Source organism: uncultured Clostridium sp., from assembly GCF_963515715.1.
Classification (GTDB): domain Bacteria; phylum Bacillota; class Clostridia; order Clostridiales; family Clostridiaceae; genus Clostridium_AW.
Genome location: NZ_CAUPZS010000005.1, coordinates 139,057 through 154,986 on the forward strand (window position 1 = coordinate 139,057; position 15,930 = coordinate 154,986).

Consider the following 15,930-nt stretch of genomic DNA (forward strand, 5'->3'; position numbering starts at 1 on the left):
AAATCCTTTTTAATCTTTATTCTTAATTTTTATGCACTGGAAGCTCAAACTCTAATGTAGGGTTTTTACATTGATCCATTAACTCTTTAATTTTAACTACTTGCTTATATGCCCATCCAATATCTGTAGCATATTGATAGCTTCCTGGTGTTGAAGGGTTCCATTTCATTTTATATAATGTATCTCTTTTTACTGTAGGATTATTTACATACTTTTCAGCAATATATTTTGCTCCTCCAATTATAGCTTCCTCTATAGTAAACCACTTTTCCTCATATGCATATTCTGATCCATATTTATTAGGATCATCATCAATAGCTCTTATTCCATAAGTATTATGTACTATTTTCTTTCCTTCTTTTCCGTCTACTTCTATTCCTGTAGCAAGTTTTGATGTTCCCCCACCAGTTTCTAAGAGTGCATGAGATACTAAATAAGCTGGATTTATATTATTTTCTTTCGCTGCTTGTAAAAAAGCCTTTCCCTTTTCCTCTAGTACTCCTTTACCTTTAAGCATACCATTTAAATCTTGTTCAGTAATACTATCATCTATATAGCTCAATTTTAGGAACATATATTTACCATATTCGTCTGTGAAATTCAATGGATTCATATAGTATTTTATCTGATTAGCACTAGCTCCTACCCAAGAAGTTGGTCCCTCATCTGTCACTGATACCTTAGTATTATTTTGCTTGTCCAAAGCTTCGTTAAAAGTAAAATTCAAATTTAAATCAGTAAATACAGATCTGTCTACAGAATCTACACATCTTAAATAATCTATATAATAGTTATCATAATCTGTATTTTCATCCACATGAGCTCCTTGTTTATTAGTTCTTTTAACATAAATTAATATTTTATATTTTTCTCCATTTTCTCCTGATTCAAATAATTTATCTGTGGTTATCTTTCCATCTTTTGCACTTACATACCCATTGGTAATTTCTTCATAAGGTTCATGTCTATCAAATTTATAAACATATTTACTCACAAATATTCTATATTGTACGTCCTCTGAAGAAGATTTTAAATTGAAAGTTTGTTTTTGATTAGGTAATATAGGCTCATATTCCATATTAGCTTGTACAATATTAGGAACTCCCTCATACGTTGAAGCATCTGAGAACTTTCCTGTAGTTACAAACTTCATTCTTTTTGGCAATGAAAAAGTTTTTCCTCCCGAAGATTTTATTCCCGTTCCAAAATTTACATAATATGTACTTCCTGGCAAGTATCCTTCTGTTTTAGGCGTTATTATTACAGTACCATCTGTAGCTCCCATGGATACAGCTGCCTTTACTTTATTACCTTTTGCATCTGTAACGGTAATATTTTCGTCATTTATAGTATCTTTATCTAAATTTAAATTAAATGTAACAGTCCACTTTTTATCTGTAGCCACACCAGTTTTGCTACCTATCTCTGTAAAATTTTCAGCAGCTAACACGCTTCCTGCTCCAACAGTCATTGCTATAAAAAAAGTTAATGCAGTCTTTCTCAAAAATTTCATAAAATACCCCCTACCGTAATTATTGTTATATATAATTATTATATATAACATTTAACATTTTTGCTATGAAAAATAAACGAATAGTTCATTTTATTAATTATATTTTAAATTATATTATAAATTTATATAATGTTATTAAGGGATATTATATTTAATGCTTATAATTTCTACATATTTTTATAGCATTTATTATATTTTAAATAAAAATGATGAGGTATAGAGAAATGAGAAAAAAAATATTAATTATTGAAGATGAAAGAAAACTCTCTGAAGTTATGGTTTTATATTTAAAAAATGAAGGATATGAAGTATTTACAGCTAGTGATGGTGATGAAGGAGAATCCTTTATTGAAAATAGAACTTTTGATCTAATAATATTAGATGTGATGATGCCTAAAAAGGACGGTTGGTTCCTTCTTAAAAAAATAAAATCTATAGGTAACACCCCTGTAATACTTACTACTGCTAGAGGTGAAGAAGATGATAGAATCTTCGGATTAGAATTAGGAGCAGATGACTATATGGTTAAACCTTTAAGTATGAGAGAATTAGTTCTTAGAGTAAACTTAAGAATAAACAGTTCTCCTAGTAAGGATAATACTTTTAACTTTAAAAATATGACTATTAATGAAGATAAAAGGGAAGTTATAGAGAATGGAATTGAAATAAATTTAACTCCAAAGGAGTTTGACTTATTGCTATTTTTCTGCCAAAACCCCTCTCAAGTTTTCAAAAGAGCTCAACTTTTAGATAAGGTCTGGGGTTATGATTTTGCCGGAGATACTAGAACTATAGATACTCACGTGAAAAATTTAAGAGAAAAAATTAAATTTTGTAATGAACATGTAAAAACTGTATGGGGAGTTGGTTACAAATTAGAAATATGATAACCTTCGGAGGATTAAAGTTATGGAAAAGATAACGAAAAAATTAATAAAGGGTTTTTTATTGATAATGGCATTCGTGGTTATTTTATCATTTTTAACCAGTTCAATTTTCTTATCCAAATTTTATGTTCAAAATCAATATACTCAACTAAAATCTAAGATAGAAAATGTTCATAATGCTATAATAGAAGGTACTCCATATGAAAGTATTGATGCTACTGGAGTAATCATAACTAAAGACTCTGCTTATGGCATAGGAAAAAACAGAATGGCTTTAATGGGATTTTTGCACAGTAAAAATATTAATTCCATAGGTGAAAAAGGTACATTCAAGCATCATATGGGGGAAGAATATCTTTATTATAGGATGGATACTGATATAGGTACAATAATACTATTTGAAAATTTAAAAGCTACTACAGATTATATAAGAGTAATTAACACTGTATTATCCATGGTATTTTTAATGTCATTAATAGTGTGCATACCTTTTATACTAATTTGGGGTAAAAATTTTACCCGACCTATATTAAAATTACAAAAATCCTCTTATGATATTTCTAATGGAAATTTTAAAGCTGATATGGTAGTAAATACAGGAGATGAAATCGAAGAACTATCTTTGAGTTTAAAAAATATGGCTATAAAACTAGAGGAGAAATATTCCATGCAAAGAGATTTTATAGCAAATGTATCACATGACTTTAAAACTCCATTAAGTATAATAAGAAACTATAGCGAAGCAATACATGACGGATTAGTAGATTTAGAATCAGCTCAAAAATATTCTAAAGATATTATAGATGAGGTAGACAAATTAAACGACCTAGTTATGGATATTTTACAGCTATCTAAGCTTCAAGAAGGAAAGCTTAAATTAAATAAGACAAAATTTAATATCTATGAGTTTTTAAACTCTTTAATAAATAAATTTAAATATAGAGCTTTAGAAAAAAATATATTTATAGATTTAATTTTTGATATATCAAAGAATACCCTTATTTATGGGGATAAGATAGCTTTAGAAAGAGTTTTATATAACTTTATGGATAATGCTATTAAATTTAGCCCAAACTCATGTAAAATAGAATTGTATATAAAGTACAATAATAATGGTATAATGGTATCCGTCAAAGATAAAGGGTTAGGAATAGAAGAGGATATGATACATGATATATGGAATAGATATTATAAGCACTCTCAAAGCGGCGGAATGGGATTAGGTCTTCCTATCTGCAGTCAAATTTTAAAACTTCATAATTTTGATTATGGTGTAAATAGTAAATTAGGCTCAGGCTCTGAATTTTATTTTATAATATCTAAGGATTATTATTCAAAGTGAGGTTTAGGGAACTTATGAATGAAGGAATAAGAATTAATAAATTTATTAGCGAAAAAGGAATTTGTTCAAGGAGAGAAGCTGATAAATTAATAGAACTCGGTAAAGTAACTATAAACGGCAACATAGCTATAACTGGCTCAAAAGTTTATGATGGAGATGAGGTAAGTCTTAACGGAAAAACTATAGGTCAAAAACCTAAATCAGTTTATTTAGCTCTAAATAAGCCAGTGGGTATCGTGTGTACTACAGATAAAAAAGAGAAAAATAACATAGTAAATTTTATAAATTATCCTGAGAGGATATTTCACATAGGAAGATTAGATAAAGATTCTGAAGGACTAATTTTTCTTACAAATGATGGGGATATAGTAAACAAAATATTAAGAGCTGGAAATAATCATGAAAAAGAATACATAGTTACTGTAGATAAACCTATAACAGGGGATTTTATTAAAAAAATGTCTTCAGGAGTAAAAATTCTTGATACAGTAACAAAACCTTGTAAAATATATAAAGAAGGCAGAAATGTATTTAGAATAATATTAACCCAAGGTTTAAACAGACAAATAAGAAGGATGTGCGAAACTTTAGGATACAATGTCATAAAACTAAAAAGAATAAGAATTATGAATGTAACATTATCAGGACTTTCCATTGGTAAATGGAGGTATTTAACTCATAATGAATTACATACAATATTGAAATTAATAGAGGGGTCCTCTAAAACTGAAGAAGCTTCTGTAATTAAATAAAAAAAGGTGTCTTTTAATTAAGACACCTTTTTTAACTTTATATTCTTTTAAATTTATTTATGAGCAATTATCTCAATTTCTACTAAAGCTTCCTTTGGAAGTTTAGCTACTTGTACACAAGAACGTGCTGGATAAGTTTCTTTGAAATATTGAGCATAAACTTCATTTACCTTTGGAAAATCATTCATGTCTGCAATAAATACTGTACTCTTTATTACATTATTGAAGCTTAATCCTTGAGATTCTAGTATGTTCTTTATGTTTGTCATAGATTGATGAGTTTGAGCTACTATTGGGTCCTCTCCTGTTACTATTTCCCCTGTTGCTGGATCCACAGGTATTTGACCTGATAAAAACAACAAATCTCCAAATTCTATCCCCTGTGAATATGGACCTATTGCCTTAGGTGCTAACTCCGTTGAAATAACTTTTTTCATTTATAATTCCTCCTTTAGTTAATAGTTTTTAGTAATTAAGATTTTATTTTTTCCACTAATAATAATATATTATATATTAGTTATTTAATCAATTAATTAAAAAATTAGGTGAAATTGAATATATAACTTTAACCAATCCCTCCATAAAATATTCCAAAAATATAAACTATAATTGTAAGTCCACAAAATACATATTTTGTCATTGGCTCAAACCAAGATCCTATTTCCTTATCACGACCTAACTGAACTTGTTCTCTTGCAAATTTAGATCCACAAACCCAAAAGAACATAATTCCAGCAAGAAGTGCTCCTAGAGGAATGACATAAACAGATATTACATCCATCCAAACGCCAAGTTTATCTGCATCTTCAAGTATTATTCCTGTAAATGCTCCAAACAATGCAATAATGGCAACTGAAGTTTTCCTAGAAAGTTTAAATCTCTCTTGTAATGCCTCTATTGGAGTTTCAAATAAATTCATCAAAGATGTAACTCCTGCAAATAAAACAGCTATAAAAAAGATAATTGCAAAGAATTGCCCTGCTGGCATTTGTTTAAATATACTCGGCATTGTTATAAACATAAGTGGTGGTCCTGCCGCTGGATCCATTCCAAAGGCAAATACTGATGGTATGATTACAAGTGCTGCTAACATTGCTGCAAAAGTATCGAAAATGGATACATACTTTGCACTTCCCACAATATCTTCAGTTTTTTTCAAATAGCTTCCATATACTACAGTTCCTGAACCAGCTAATGAAAGAGAGAAAAATGCTTGCCCTAGAGCATACACCCAAGTTTTAGGATTCCCAAGAAATTCCCATTTAGGATTAAATAAATACTTGTATCCTTCCATAGCTCCTGGCAATGTTCCTACACGAATAGCAAGAATTAAAAATAATACATAGAAAGCAGGCATCATCACTTTATTAACTTTTTCTATTCCATTAGAAACACCCGCCAACATAATAATAAATGTCAATGCTAGTCCCATAAGATGCCAACTAAGACTTCCCATTCTACCAGCTATGGCACCAAAATATGCTCCACTATCTGGAGCTTTTATCATAGAACCAGTAATAGCTCCTACAGTAAACCTAAGTATCCAACCTACAACCACTGAATACCCTATGGCAATTCCTAGTGAACCTACTACTGGAATAAGTCCAATAAGGTCTCCATGTTTCTTTCCTCTTCTCTCTAGTGCTTTTTTAAAGGCTCCAAGTGGCCCTGTTCCCATTGCCCTACCAAAGGACATCTCTCCAATAACTCCTGTAAATCCAATAACTATGACAAATATAAAATATGGTACTAAAAATGCAGCTCCCCCAAACTGCCCCACACGATAAGGAAACATCCAAATATTACCCATGCCTACTGCTGAACCAATGCATGCTAAAATAAACCCAACTTTTGAATCAAAGGTATCACGATTAGTCTCATTACTTAACGAATTGTAATGGCTTTCTTTTTTATTATTCCCCATAATTTCACCTCTTACATTTATGTAGCCATAATACCCAATAGAAAATTTATTAATATTCTATTGAACATTGACTCACTTTTTATAATATTTTTTTATTTAAGTCATATCAAGTAAGTTTTTACTAATCTTTTACAATGGCTAGATTTCCTGTAGAAATTACCTTTGTTACAAATAAAGTTGTAGTATTGCTGATTAAAAAATACTAAATAACGAAATTTATAAAGGTTCTATAAGATATGAGTAACTTTTATTTGTTATGCCCACTTTCAAGAATTTTTTCGAAATTTCCCCATTATTAGGTAGCTTTATAGATGGAAGTATTGCCCGTAAAGTATATAAATTTAGCACTTTACGGGCATATTTTTTCCTATTTTATTGGTTCAAGGCTTGCTTGGAAGTGACGAAGAATAGGTGGTTCCCATGTAATTCTGTAACCTTTAACAGTATTTGCTCTTTCTCTAATGGCAATTAAAGCGTCTGCCATAATGTCAATATGTGCTTGAGTATATACACGACGTGGAATTGCAAGTCTTGTAAATTCAAAGTCTGCATGAAGTTGCTCTCCAGTATCAGGATCATTACCTAGCATATAAGATCCGATATCGCATGTACGAATTCCTGCTTCTACATAAAGTTCTACTGCTAAAGCTTGGCCAGGAAACTCATTATATGGAATATGCGGGAACATAGCTTTCGCATCTACAAACACTCCGTGTCCCCCTACTGGTGATTGATAAGCTATTCCTGCCTTATCAAGACGTCCTGCAAGATATTCCATCTGTCCTATTCTATATCTTAAATAGTTTTCATCAATTCCTTCATATAGACCAATTGCTAAACTCTCAAGGTCACGACCTGAAAGCCCTCCATAAGTAACGAATCCTTCAAAAGAAATTGTACGACCTTTGCACAATTGGAATAATTCTTCATTTTCTTTAATTCCGATTAATCCACCCATATTTACAATAGTATCTTTCTTAGCACTCATTGTAAACATATCTCCATAACTAAACACTTCTTTAACAATTTCTTTTATGGATTTATTTTCATAACCAGGTTCACGTTGTTTTATAAAGTAAGCATTTTCTGCATAACGTGCTGCATCTATACAAAGTTTAATATTATATTTCTTACAAATTTCGGAGGTTTCTCTTATATTTTGAACAGATACCGGCTGTCCTCCTGCTGAATTATTTGTTATAGTCATAATAACAAGTCCAATTTTATCTACTCCATATTTATTTATTAATTCTTCAAGCTTCACAACATCCATATTCCCTTTAAATGGAACCCTTAATGCTGGATCTGCGGCCTCATGAACAACGCAATCAATTGCTCTTGCACCTGCAAGTTCAACATGTGCTCTTGTTGTGTCAAAGTGCATATTGGATATAGAATATTGTCCCTTATTCATTAATAATCCAAAAAGAACTTTTTCTGCTGCACGGCCTTGATGTACAGGTTGAATATATTTATAACCAAATATGTCTTGTGCCGCTTCAACTAGTTTAAAGTAACTTGATGCTCCTGCATAGGCTTCGTCACCTCTCATTACCCCAGCCCATTGCTCTTGGCTCATTGCATTTGTTCCACTATCTGTTAATAAGTCAATATATACATCTTCTCCCTTAAGACTAAATAAATTATACTTTGCCTCCGCAATTTTTGCTTCTCTTTCTTCACGGCTAAGCATCTTAATTGTTTCGACCATCTTAATTCTAAATGGTTCTGGTACGTATCTAATATCCATATTGACCCCTCCATCTTTAAATTTTAATTTATCTTATAAATAATAGATAAATTACCACAGAAAAAATAATTTGAAAATTCAAATTATTTTTTCTTTAATACAATTGTATCACCGCTATAATTTTTAATCAATAATATAATTTATTTTTATTGGATTTTTTGTAATTTTTTTCAATATAGCCATTTTTCGAATGGTTTATCCCATTTCAATGCTTAATTATTTTTCTCGTAATAATAAAATTTTATTATTGTAATATTTTTTTATATATTGCAATATATTCCTCTGCGTGATATTGTATAATATAAAATATGAAGTCACAAAGTAGGTGCATAAAATGGGTAAAACTACATTAGAACAATATATCAAATTAGTTGAGTTTTTAGGAAAAGTATTAGGTCCTGATTATGAAGTTGTACTCCATGATTTAACTGATAAAACATATTCTATTGTAGCCATAGCAAATGGACATGTTAGTGGTCGCAGTGTGGGAGCCCCTTTAACGAATCTTGGGTTGAAAGTAATGGCAATGGGAAGTTATAAGAATAGTGATTACCTTATTAATTACAATGGCGCTTCAAGGACCAATAGAGTTCTACGCTCATCTACTATGTTTATAAAAAACGATAATGACGAAATTATTGGAATGCTATGTATTAATTTTGATGACAGTAAGTATATGTCCCTAAGTGAAGACATTTTAAAACTCTGTCATCCTGATGAATTAATACTTCAAAATAGCACTTATGAATCAGTTAATTCAATTTTAACCGACGTTCCCGAAAATTTTTCCGAGTCCATTGGAGAAGTTACCGAAACTGTTTTAAATAAGCTTCTAGCTGACAAAAATATCCCTATTGATCGCCTAACTCAAGATGAACGTCTTAATATTGTAGATGTTTTAAACCAAAAGGGAATATTTATGTTAAAGGGAGCCGTTAGCGAAGTTGCTAAGCAACTTTGCTGTTCAGAGCCAAGCATCTATCGTTATCTAAGTATACTCAATAAAGATAAAAATAATTAGAATATTATATCTACCACTGTTCTAATTATAAAGAAACTTTATAAGGAGGATTGTTTATGGATGTTATCTTATCCTTTATTCTTTGTTTTATATTCTTAATAATTAGTATTTATAAAAAAATTTACATACTATATCCTCTTATCTTATGCTTACTCATATTTATATTACTTTCTTTTAAAAAAGGATTTACGTTAAAGAATATTTATGCCATGTGTGTTAATGGAGTTAAGAAAACTTCTTCTGTTGTAATTATTTTTTTATTGATTGGAGCCATTATAGGTATATGGATGGCTTCTGGTACAGTGCCTGCTATAGTTTATTACAGCATAAATTTTATAAATCCAAATTTATTTATTCTCTCATGCTTTTTAATCTGCTGTATTGTTTCATTTCTTATAGGTACATCTTCGGGTACTACTGGAACAGCAGGTATTGCACTTATGGCTATAGCTAGAAGCGGAGGAGTGAATCCTTTAATTGCTGGTGGTGCAGTCATTTCAGGAATTTATTTTGGAGATAGATGCTCCCCCGTTTCATCAGGAGCACACTTAATAGTAGAACTAACTGAGACAGATATCCATACAAATACAAAAAGTATGTTTAAAACATCCTTAATTCCTTTCTTTGTAACTGTATTAATTTATACTATTATTTCTTATAAGTATCCTCTGAAAATTACATCAACAGATATTCTTACGGAAATAGAAAGATTTTTTGCATTAAATTATATAACTCTTGTTCCTGCGGCCCTAATTATTATTCTATCCCTTTCAAAAATGAATATAAAACTCACTATGATTCTTAGTATACTTTCCTCTTTTGCAATTTCCATATGCATGCAAAAAAATTCTTTTATAGAGTCTCTTAAATATATGTCCTTTGGCTTTAATAAGATAACTCAAGGGCAACTTAGCAGTATATTTCATGGAGGAGGAATAACTTCCATGTTAAGACTATGTTTAGTTATATCAATCTCCTCAGCCATGGCAGGAATTTTTAATGAAACGGGCATGCTAAAAAACTTTACTAGTTTAGTTTATAAAGCTAAAAATAGAAGTGAATTGTTTTTAGCAACTATCCTCACTAGCATATTAACTTCAGCTTTTGGTTGCAATCAAACACTAGCAATAGTTCTTACTCATATGTTTGTAAAGGATGGATATAATCTTAGAAATATAGATAAATATGACCTAGCTACGGATTTAGAGAACACTTCTGTTCTTATAGCTGCTCTCATACCTTGGAATACTGCACTATTTCTATCTGCATCTATTTTAGGCGTTGATTATAAAGTAATTCTTTATGCTTTTTATTTATATCTAGTTCCTTTAATCAACTTAATTTTTCTTTTTATAAAAGATAAGCTTGCTTTATCTAGTAGTATTTCTTGTAATAATAAAAAGCTTTGAGTTTATCCCAAAGCTTTTTAATTTTAAATTTTACTTAATAAACAAATACTCTGTGCAGAAATACCCTCTCCTGTCCCTGTAAATCCTAGCCCCTCCTCAGTAGTAGCTTTAATATTTATCATATCTATAGAAATATCCAATATCTCTGATATTTTCACTCTCATTTCCTCTATATATGGTGCCATTTTAGGCTTTTGTGCTATTATAGTGGAATCAATATTCACTACTTTATAACCTTTACTTTCTACTATCTTTTTAACTTCTTTCAAAAGTTTTACACTGCTTATATCTTTATATAAATCATCTTTATCCGGGAAATGCTTTCCTATATCTCCTAAAGCTGCAGCTCCTAGTATGCTATCCATTATTGCATGTAATAAAACATCTGCATCTGAATGACCTAAAAGCCCTTTTTCGTAAGGAATTTCTACTCCTCCTATTATAAGTTTTCTTCCCTCAACTAATCTATGTACATCATAACCCATACCTATTCTCACTATAATCTCCCCCTTGTTTAAAATTTCAATATTAGTATACATCAACAAATACTAAAAGTCACAAAATATAATGACTTTATTCACTGATATTTGATGAGTTCAAGTGTTATAATTAATATTGTAATGTTAAGGAGGTGACCCTCTTGATTGAAGTGGTTAATTTAAGTAAACAATTCAAAAAAGTTAATGCTGTTGACTCTATCAGTTTTTCTGTAAAAAAGGGAGAAATACTAGGATTAATAGGAGAAAATGGTGCTGGTAAAACTACTACTTTAAGAATGCTAGCAACAATGCTTAAACCTACAGGTGGGACAGCAAAAATTGATAACTATGATATTATAAAAGAAAGTAATAACGTGAGAGGAAGTATAGGAATATTATTTGGTGGCGAAGTTGGGCTTTATGATAGATTAACAGGCCGTGAAAATATTCAATATTTTGCAGAACTAAATGGTATGGATAAAGAAGAAATAGATAAGCGTATGGAATATTTAACAGATATTTTAGATATGAAGGAGTATATAGATAGAAGAGTAGGTAAATTCTCAAGGGGAATGAAACAAAAAATAGCTATCGCTCGTTCTATAGTGCATAACCCTTCTGTAATGCTATTTGACGAACCTACCATTGGCTTGGATGTTACAGCTACTAAAGTAGTTCAAGATTTCATATTAAAATGTAAATCCGGTGGTAAATCTATAATCTTCTCTAGCCATAGTATGAGAGAAGTGGAAAAACTTTGCGACAGAATTGTTGTCATACATAAAGGCAGAATAGTGGACAATGGAACCATTTCCTACTTTAAAGAGAAATACTCCTCTGAAGATATGGAAGATATATTTATGCAATTGGTAGGTGATAAATAATGAAAAACATCACTATGATAGTTTTTAAAAAAGAGTTAAAAGATATATTTAGAGATAAGAAATCTCTAATAATGAGCATAGTAATTCCTTTAATACTTTTCCCTATAATATTTACTGTAATGGGAAAAAGCATTAATAAAAATACAAAAGATATAGAAAAAAATTTCAAAATAGCTATAACAGATAATAGGAATACTGCTCTGTCTCAATTTCTTAAATCTCAAGATAATATAACCATTGTGGATTCTTCTAATATAAGTGAAGATGTTAAATCCGGAGATATATTGGTTGGAGTTTCTATTCCAGATGACTTTGAAGAAAAAATTTCTAAAGAACAAGTATCTAATATAGAATTAACTTATGATAATGCCAGTCAACAATCTATGATGGCACATTCAATAATTAATTCTTATATAGATGATTATTCGAAGACTATAGTAAGTAAGAGACTTTCAGCGAAAAATATAAATCCTGATATATTAAATCCTATAGCAGTAAAAAATGTTACCTCTGTAAAAGAAACAGATGGATTAGGTAAATTCATGCTATCTTTGTTACTCCCTCTGATGCTTGTTATATATAGTGTAACAGGTCCACTTGCACCAGCTACAGATTTAGCTGCTGGGGAAAAAGAAAGAGGAACCTTAGAACCCCTATTAACTACTCAAGCAGGAAGAATGTCGCTTCTATGGGGTAAATTCGGTGCAATAACAGTTATGGGACTACTTACTACCATCTCATCCCTTCTTGGTTTATACTTGGGAATGAATCAAAAGGATGGATTTTTATCTGGATCAGCAGAAGCAGTTATAAGTTTGGATATTAAAAGCATTTTATTAATTGGTCTTATTGCTGTATTAACAACAATGGTGTTTGGGGCATTGGAATTAGCTATAAGCATATATGCTCGCTCCTTTAAAGAAGCTCAAACTTATCTTTCTCCCCTTACCATACTAGCTATAATACCTACTTATGCTACCTACATGATGGACGTAAAAAATATTAGCAACATATATTTTCATATTCCATTGAGCAACATTGTGTGCTTATTGAAGGAATTTATAATGGGAATATATAATCCGACCCATATAATCATAACCTTCAGTTGGATATTGGTGTATATAGTTTCCTCAGTATTATTTGCTAGATTCATGTTTAGCCGTGAAGATGTAATATTTAGAACATAGACTTAAAAGAGACTTATAAATTTTATTTTACAAGTCTCTTTTTTTAGTTAATTCATCTATTGCAATTTAAATAGCAATATAAAAAGAAACTACGTAACTAATAGTTTCCTTTTATTATTTACTTAATTTATCCTATGATATATTCTTCCTATAAGCTATTACATTTTTAGGTGTGGGAGATTTCTTATTAAACTTAATAAATTTCTTTAGTATATTTTTTATTTTTAATATAATGTTATTGTTTTTATTTATACTTTTATTCCCCTTAGAAAAATCAACATTAATTACGTTATCTTTCATATTATTCACACCCTTCAATAATTATTGCTTCTTAATATAATAATAACATAAACCCTTTAAATTGTTAAGAAAATTCTTAATATTTTACAAATAAAAAAGAGCATCTAAATAATAGATGCTTAATAATAAATTACAAATGGGCTTTAAGTAACATAGTATATTATATTTACATATTTTAATTTTTGTTACATATTTATTAATAAAAATTATATACTGCTTCATGGTTGTCCACATGTTATCAACATTTCTGTGGATAATGTTAGCATATTTTATATTTTTCTCAGCTAAATCTCTAAAAATTCTTTTAAATTTTCTAATACTACTTTATAATATATATACATTATTGAAAATCAACATTGATTTCACAAGTTATTCACAGGGTAATTGTGGATAATGTGTATAATATATATACTTTTTCTACTTTTACAAAGTCATATTCATATAAAACCCTTAAAACTAAAGGGTTTACAATATATTATATATTAAGGAGTGTAAAAATGTCATTTAAAAAAACTTTTAATTTTAAATTAATCTTATTTTCCTTGCTATTTCTCCTTTTATCTTCCTCTTGTTCTAAAAATAATACTAAAGATAATGAGACTATTGTTAATGATAATACACAAGTTATCAACAAAGAAACTAACAACTCTTTAGATGATATAGAAGGCGATAAAAATTCTCCCCTAATTTATAATGATAGAGGTATCCCAGTATTAATGTATCATTCAATAAATTATGAAAAAGGAAATGGGCTTATGGTACCAAAGGAACAGTTTAGGGAACATATGAGCTATTTGCAGAAAAACGGGTATACAACTCTTACTTTAGACCAATTATATGATTTTTTTATAAATAACAAACCAATTCCTGAAAAATCTGTTGTTATAACTTTAGATGATGGCTATAAAGATAATTACACTAATGCCTTTCCAATATTAAAGGAATTTAATTTTAATGCTGTGGTTTTTGTTATTACTAATAATATAGATAACCATAAAAATTTTTTAACTTCCGAACAAATTATAGAAATGGATAAAAACGGTATACAAATCCAAAGTCATACAGCAAATCATGAGAGATTACCTACATTAAATTATGAAGATCAAGTAAAAACTCTTAAGTCTTCAAAGGAATTCTTAGAAAAATTATTAAATAAAGAAATACCCTATATAGCCTATCCATATGGTGATTGGAATGATGATACCATTAAAGCTGCAGAAGATGTAGGATATAAAATGGCTTTTACCACAAGTGGAACATGGTCAGATAAAACGGATGGTATATTAACTTTAGATAGAGTATATATAAGCTCTAATTTTGCTATGGATGAGTTCCATAGAAGATTGACTAATAGAAATTATAAATAAAAACTTAGTATTATAAAAATATTACTCATGTATTACAAAATATACAAATTTGTTACAAAAAACTTATTTAAAAACTCATTTAATATTTATTTTAGAAGTACTGACGGGAGTTGTTAGGCCATAATATACACAATTAAATTTAGAAAAAAGTATGTGTTAATACATACTTTTTTCTAACAATTGACTTTTGCAAGTTCTATTTCTTTTGTATTTTTTTAGTTATCAACAATATATGAGATATTATCCACAGAAAAAGTGGATAACCTATATTAAATCATATATTGATTTAATTAATCTTACCACTACAATTAACATTATCCACAATTTTATTGTTGATAACTATATCTACATGTTGTGGAATAGTAAGAAACAATAATGTTATTATTCTGCAATTTAATATGCAATTATATTACTTTTTATCCCATTTTTTTTGCGTCTTCTAAAAACTTTTCTATACCTATATCCGTTAATGGGTGCTTTAACATTTGTTCTAATACTTTATAAGGTACAGTTGCAATGTCAGCTCCAACCTTGGCGCAATCTAAAACATGCATAGGTGTTCTAATACTAGCAGAAATCACTTCTGTAGAAATACCATATATATTGAATATATCCATTATATCTTTTACTATTTGTATTCCTCCGTTACCTATATCGTCTACCCTTCCTAAGAATGGACTAACGTATGTTGCTCCTGCTTTAGCAGCTATTAAAGCTTGTTGAGCAGAGAAAATCAATGTAACATTTGTTTTAATTCCTTCCTTACTCAATCTACTTACTGCCTTTATTCCTTCTTCACACATAGGAATTTTTATAACTATATTTTTGTGAAGCTTAGATAGCTCTCTTCCTTCTTCTACCATAGCATCAGCTTCTAAACTAATAACTTCAGCACTTATTGGACCGTCAACTATGGAACATATTTCTTCGATGACTTCCTTTAAATCTCTTCCTTCTTTTGCAATTAATGTTGGGTTAGTGGTTACACCATCTAATATGCCCCATTGAGCTACCTTTTTAATTTCCTCAACATTTGCAGTATCAATAAAAATTTTCATTTTAAGCACCTCACTTTTTATTTTAAATATAAATAATTATAACATAATAAAACTTTA

The 15,930-nt window shown here is 29.6% G+C and carries 15 protein-coding genes; 8 read left to right on the forward strand and 7 right to left on the reverse strand.

All coding sequences use genetic code 11. The annotated features are described in order from the left end of the window. Positions 1-22: 22 nt before the first annotated feature. Positions 23-1,513, reverse strand: coding sequence for a glucosaminidase domain-containing protein (locus RYO54_RS06210; RefSeq protein ID WP_315116759.1), 1,491 nt, complete (start codon positions 1,511-1,513; stop codon positions 23-25). A gap of 224 nt (positions 1,514-1,737) precedes the next feature. Between RYO54_RS06210 and RYO54_RS06215 the strand changes: the two genes are divergently transcribed. The 3 genes from RYO54_RS06215 to rluF are packed head-to-tail and all read left to right on the forward strand — an operon-like array spanning position 1,738 to position 4,494. Beyond that, positions 1,738-2,400: a response regulator transcription factor gene (locus RYO54_RS06215; RefSeq protein WP_315116760.1), complete on the forward strand. Its 663-nt coding sequence runs from the start codon at positions 1,738-1,740 to the stop codon at positions 2,398-2,400. 22 nt (positions 2,401-2,422) lie between these two features. Beyond that, entirely contained in the window at positions 2,423-3,742 is a 1,320-nt protein-coding gene (locus RYO54_RS06220; RefSeq protein WP_315116761.1) for a HAMP domain-containing sensor histidine kinase, read from the forward strand. A gap of 14 nt (positions 3,743-3,756) precedes the next feature. Then, positions 3,757-4,494, forward strand: coding sequence for a 23S rRNA pseudouridine(2604) synthase RluF (gene rluF / locus RYO54_RS06225; protein ID WP_315116762.1), 738 nt, complete (start codon positions 3,757-3,759; stop codon positions 4,492-4,494). A gap of 53 nt (positions 4,495-4,547) precedes the next feature. Here the strand turns inward: rluF and RYO54_RS06230 are convergent, their stop codons facing one another. The 3 genes from RYO54_RS06230 to RYO54_RS06240 all read right to left on the reverse strand — a co-directional run bounded on the left by RYO54_RS06230 (position 4,548) and on the right by RYO54_RS06240 (position 8,168). Next, on the reverse strand, positions 4,548-4,931 hold the full coding sequence (locus RYO54_RS06230; protein WP_315116765.1) for a RidA family protein: 384 nt from the start codon (positions 4,929-4,931) through the stop codon (positions 4,548-4,550). A gap of 128 nt (positions 4,932-5,059) precedes the next feature. Beyond that, positions 5,060-6,418: a sodium-dependent transporter gene (locus RYO54_RS06235; protein ID WP_315116767.1), complete on the reverse strand. Its 1,359-nt coding sequence runs from the start codon at positions 6,416-6,418 to the stop codon at positions 5,060-5,062. 367 nt (positions 6,419-6,785) lie between these two features. Further along, positions 6,786-8,168 (reverse strand): tryptophanase, encoded by a 1,383-nt coding sequence (locus RYO54_RS06240; RefSeq protein WP_315116769.1) that lies wholly within the window; start codon positions 8,166-8,168, stop codon positions 6,786-6,788. A gap of 334 nt (positions 8,169-8,502) precedes the next feature. On the opposite strand from RYO54_RS06240, the gene RYO54_RS06245 reads away from it, so the two are divergent. Further along, positions 8,503-9,189 (forward strand): PAS domain-containing protein, encoded by a 687-nt coding sequence (locus RYO54_RS06245; RefSeq protein ID WP_315116771.1) that lies wholly within the window; start codon positions 8,503-8,505, stop codon positions 9,187-9,189. Positions 9,190-9,245: 56 nt separating this feature from the next. Then, on the forward strand, positions 9,246-10,598 hold the full coding sequence (locus RYO54_RS06250) for a Na+/H+ antiporter NhaC family protein (RefSeq protein ID WP_315116773.1): 1,353 nt from the start codon (positions 9,246-9,248) through the stop codon (positions 10,596-10,598). A gap of 23 nt (positions 10,599-10,621) precedes the next feature. Here the strand turns inward: RYO54_RS06250 and ispF are convergent, their stop codons facing one another. Beyond that, entirely contained in the window at positions 10,622-11,095 is a 474-nt protein-coding gene (ispF, locus tag RYO54_RS06255) for a 2-C-methyl-D-erythritol 2,4-cyclodiphosphate synthase (RefSeq protein ID WP_315116774.1), read from the reverse strand. Positions 11,096-11,238: 143 nt separating this feature from the next. On the opposite strand from ispF, the gene RYO54_RS06260 reads away from it, so the two are divergent. Next, the gene (locus RYO54_RS06260) at positions 11,239-11,961 is read left to right on the forward strand and encodes an ATP-binding cassette domain-containing protein (RefSeq protein ID WP_315116776.1); all 723 of its coding nucleotides are present in this window, start codon (positions 11,239-11,241) and stop codon (positions 11,959-11,961) included. Further along, positions 11,961-13,148, forward strand: coding sequence for an ABC transporter permease (locus tag RYO54_RS06265; protein WP_315116778.1), 1,188 nt, complete (start codon positions 11,961-11,963; stop codon positions 13,146-13,148). The genes RYO54_RS06260 and RYO54_RS06265 overlap by 1 nt, the downstream gene beginning before the upstream one ends. Positions 13,149-13,280: 132 nt before the next feature. Here RYO54_RS06265 and RYO54_RS06270 read toward each other — a convergent pair whose 3' ends face one another. Then, a complete protein-coding gene (locus tag RYO54_RS06270) occupies positions 13,281-13,448 on the reverse strand; it encodes a hypothetical protein (protein ID WP_315116780.1) in 168 nt (55 codons plus the stop codon). 497 nt (positions 13,449-13,945) lie between these two features. On the opposite strand from RYO54_RS06270, the gene RYO54_RS06275 reads away from it, so the two are divergent. Further along, positions 13,946-14,815, forward strand: coding sequence for a polysaccharide deacetylase family protein (locus RYO54_RS06275; protein WP_315116782.1), 870 nt, complete (start codon positions 13,946-13,948; stop codon positions 14,813-14,815). A gap of 416 nt (positions 14,816-15,231) precedes the next feature. Here RYO54_RS06275 and fsa read toward each other — a convergent pair whose 3' ends face one another. Continuing rightward, positions 15,232-15,873, reverse strand: a complete 642-nt coding sequence (fsa, locus tag RYO54_RS06280) for a fructose-6-phosphate aldolase (RefSeq protein ID WP_315116783.1) — start codon at positions 15,871-15,873, stop codon at positions 15,232-15,234. Between the last annotated feature and the right edge of the window lie 57 nt (positions 15,874-15,930).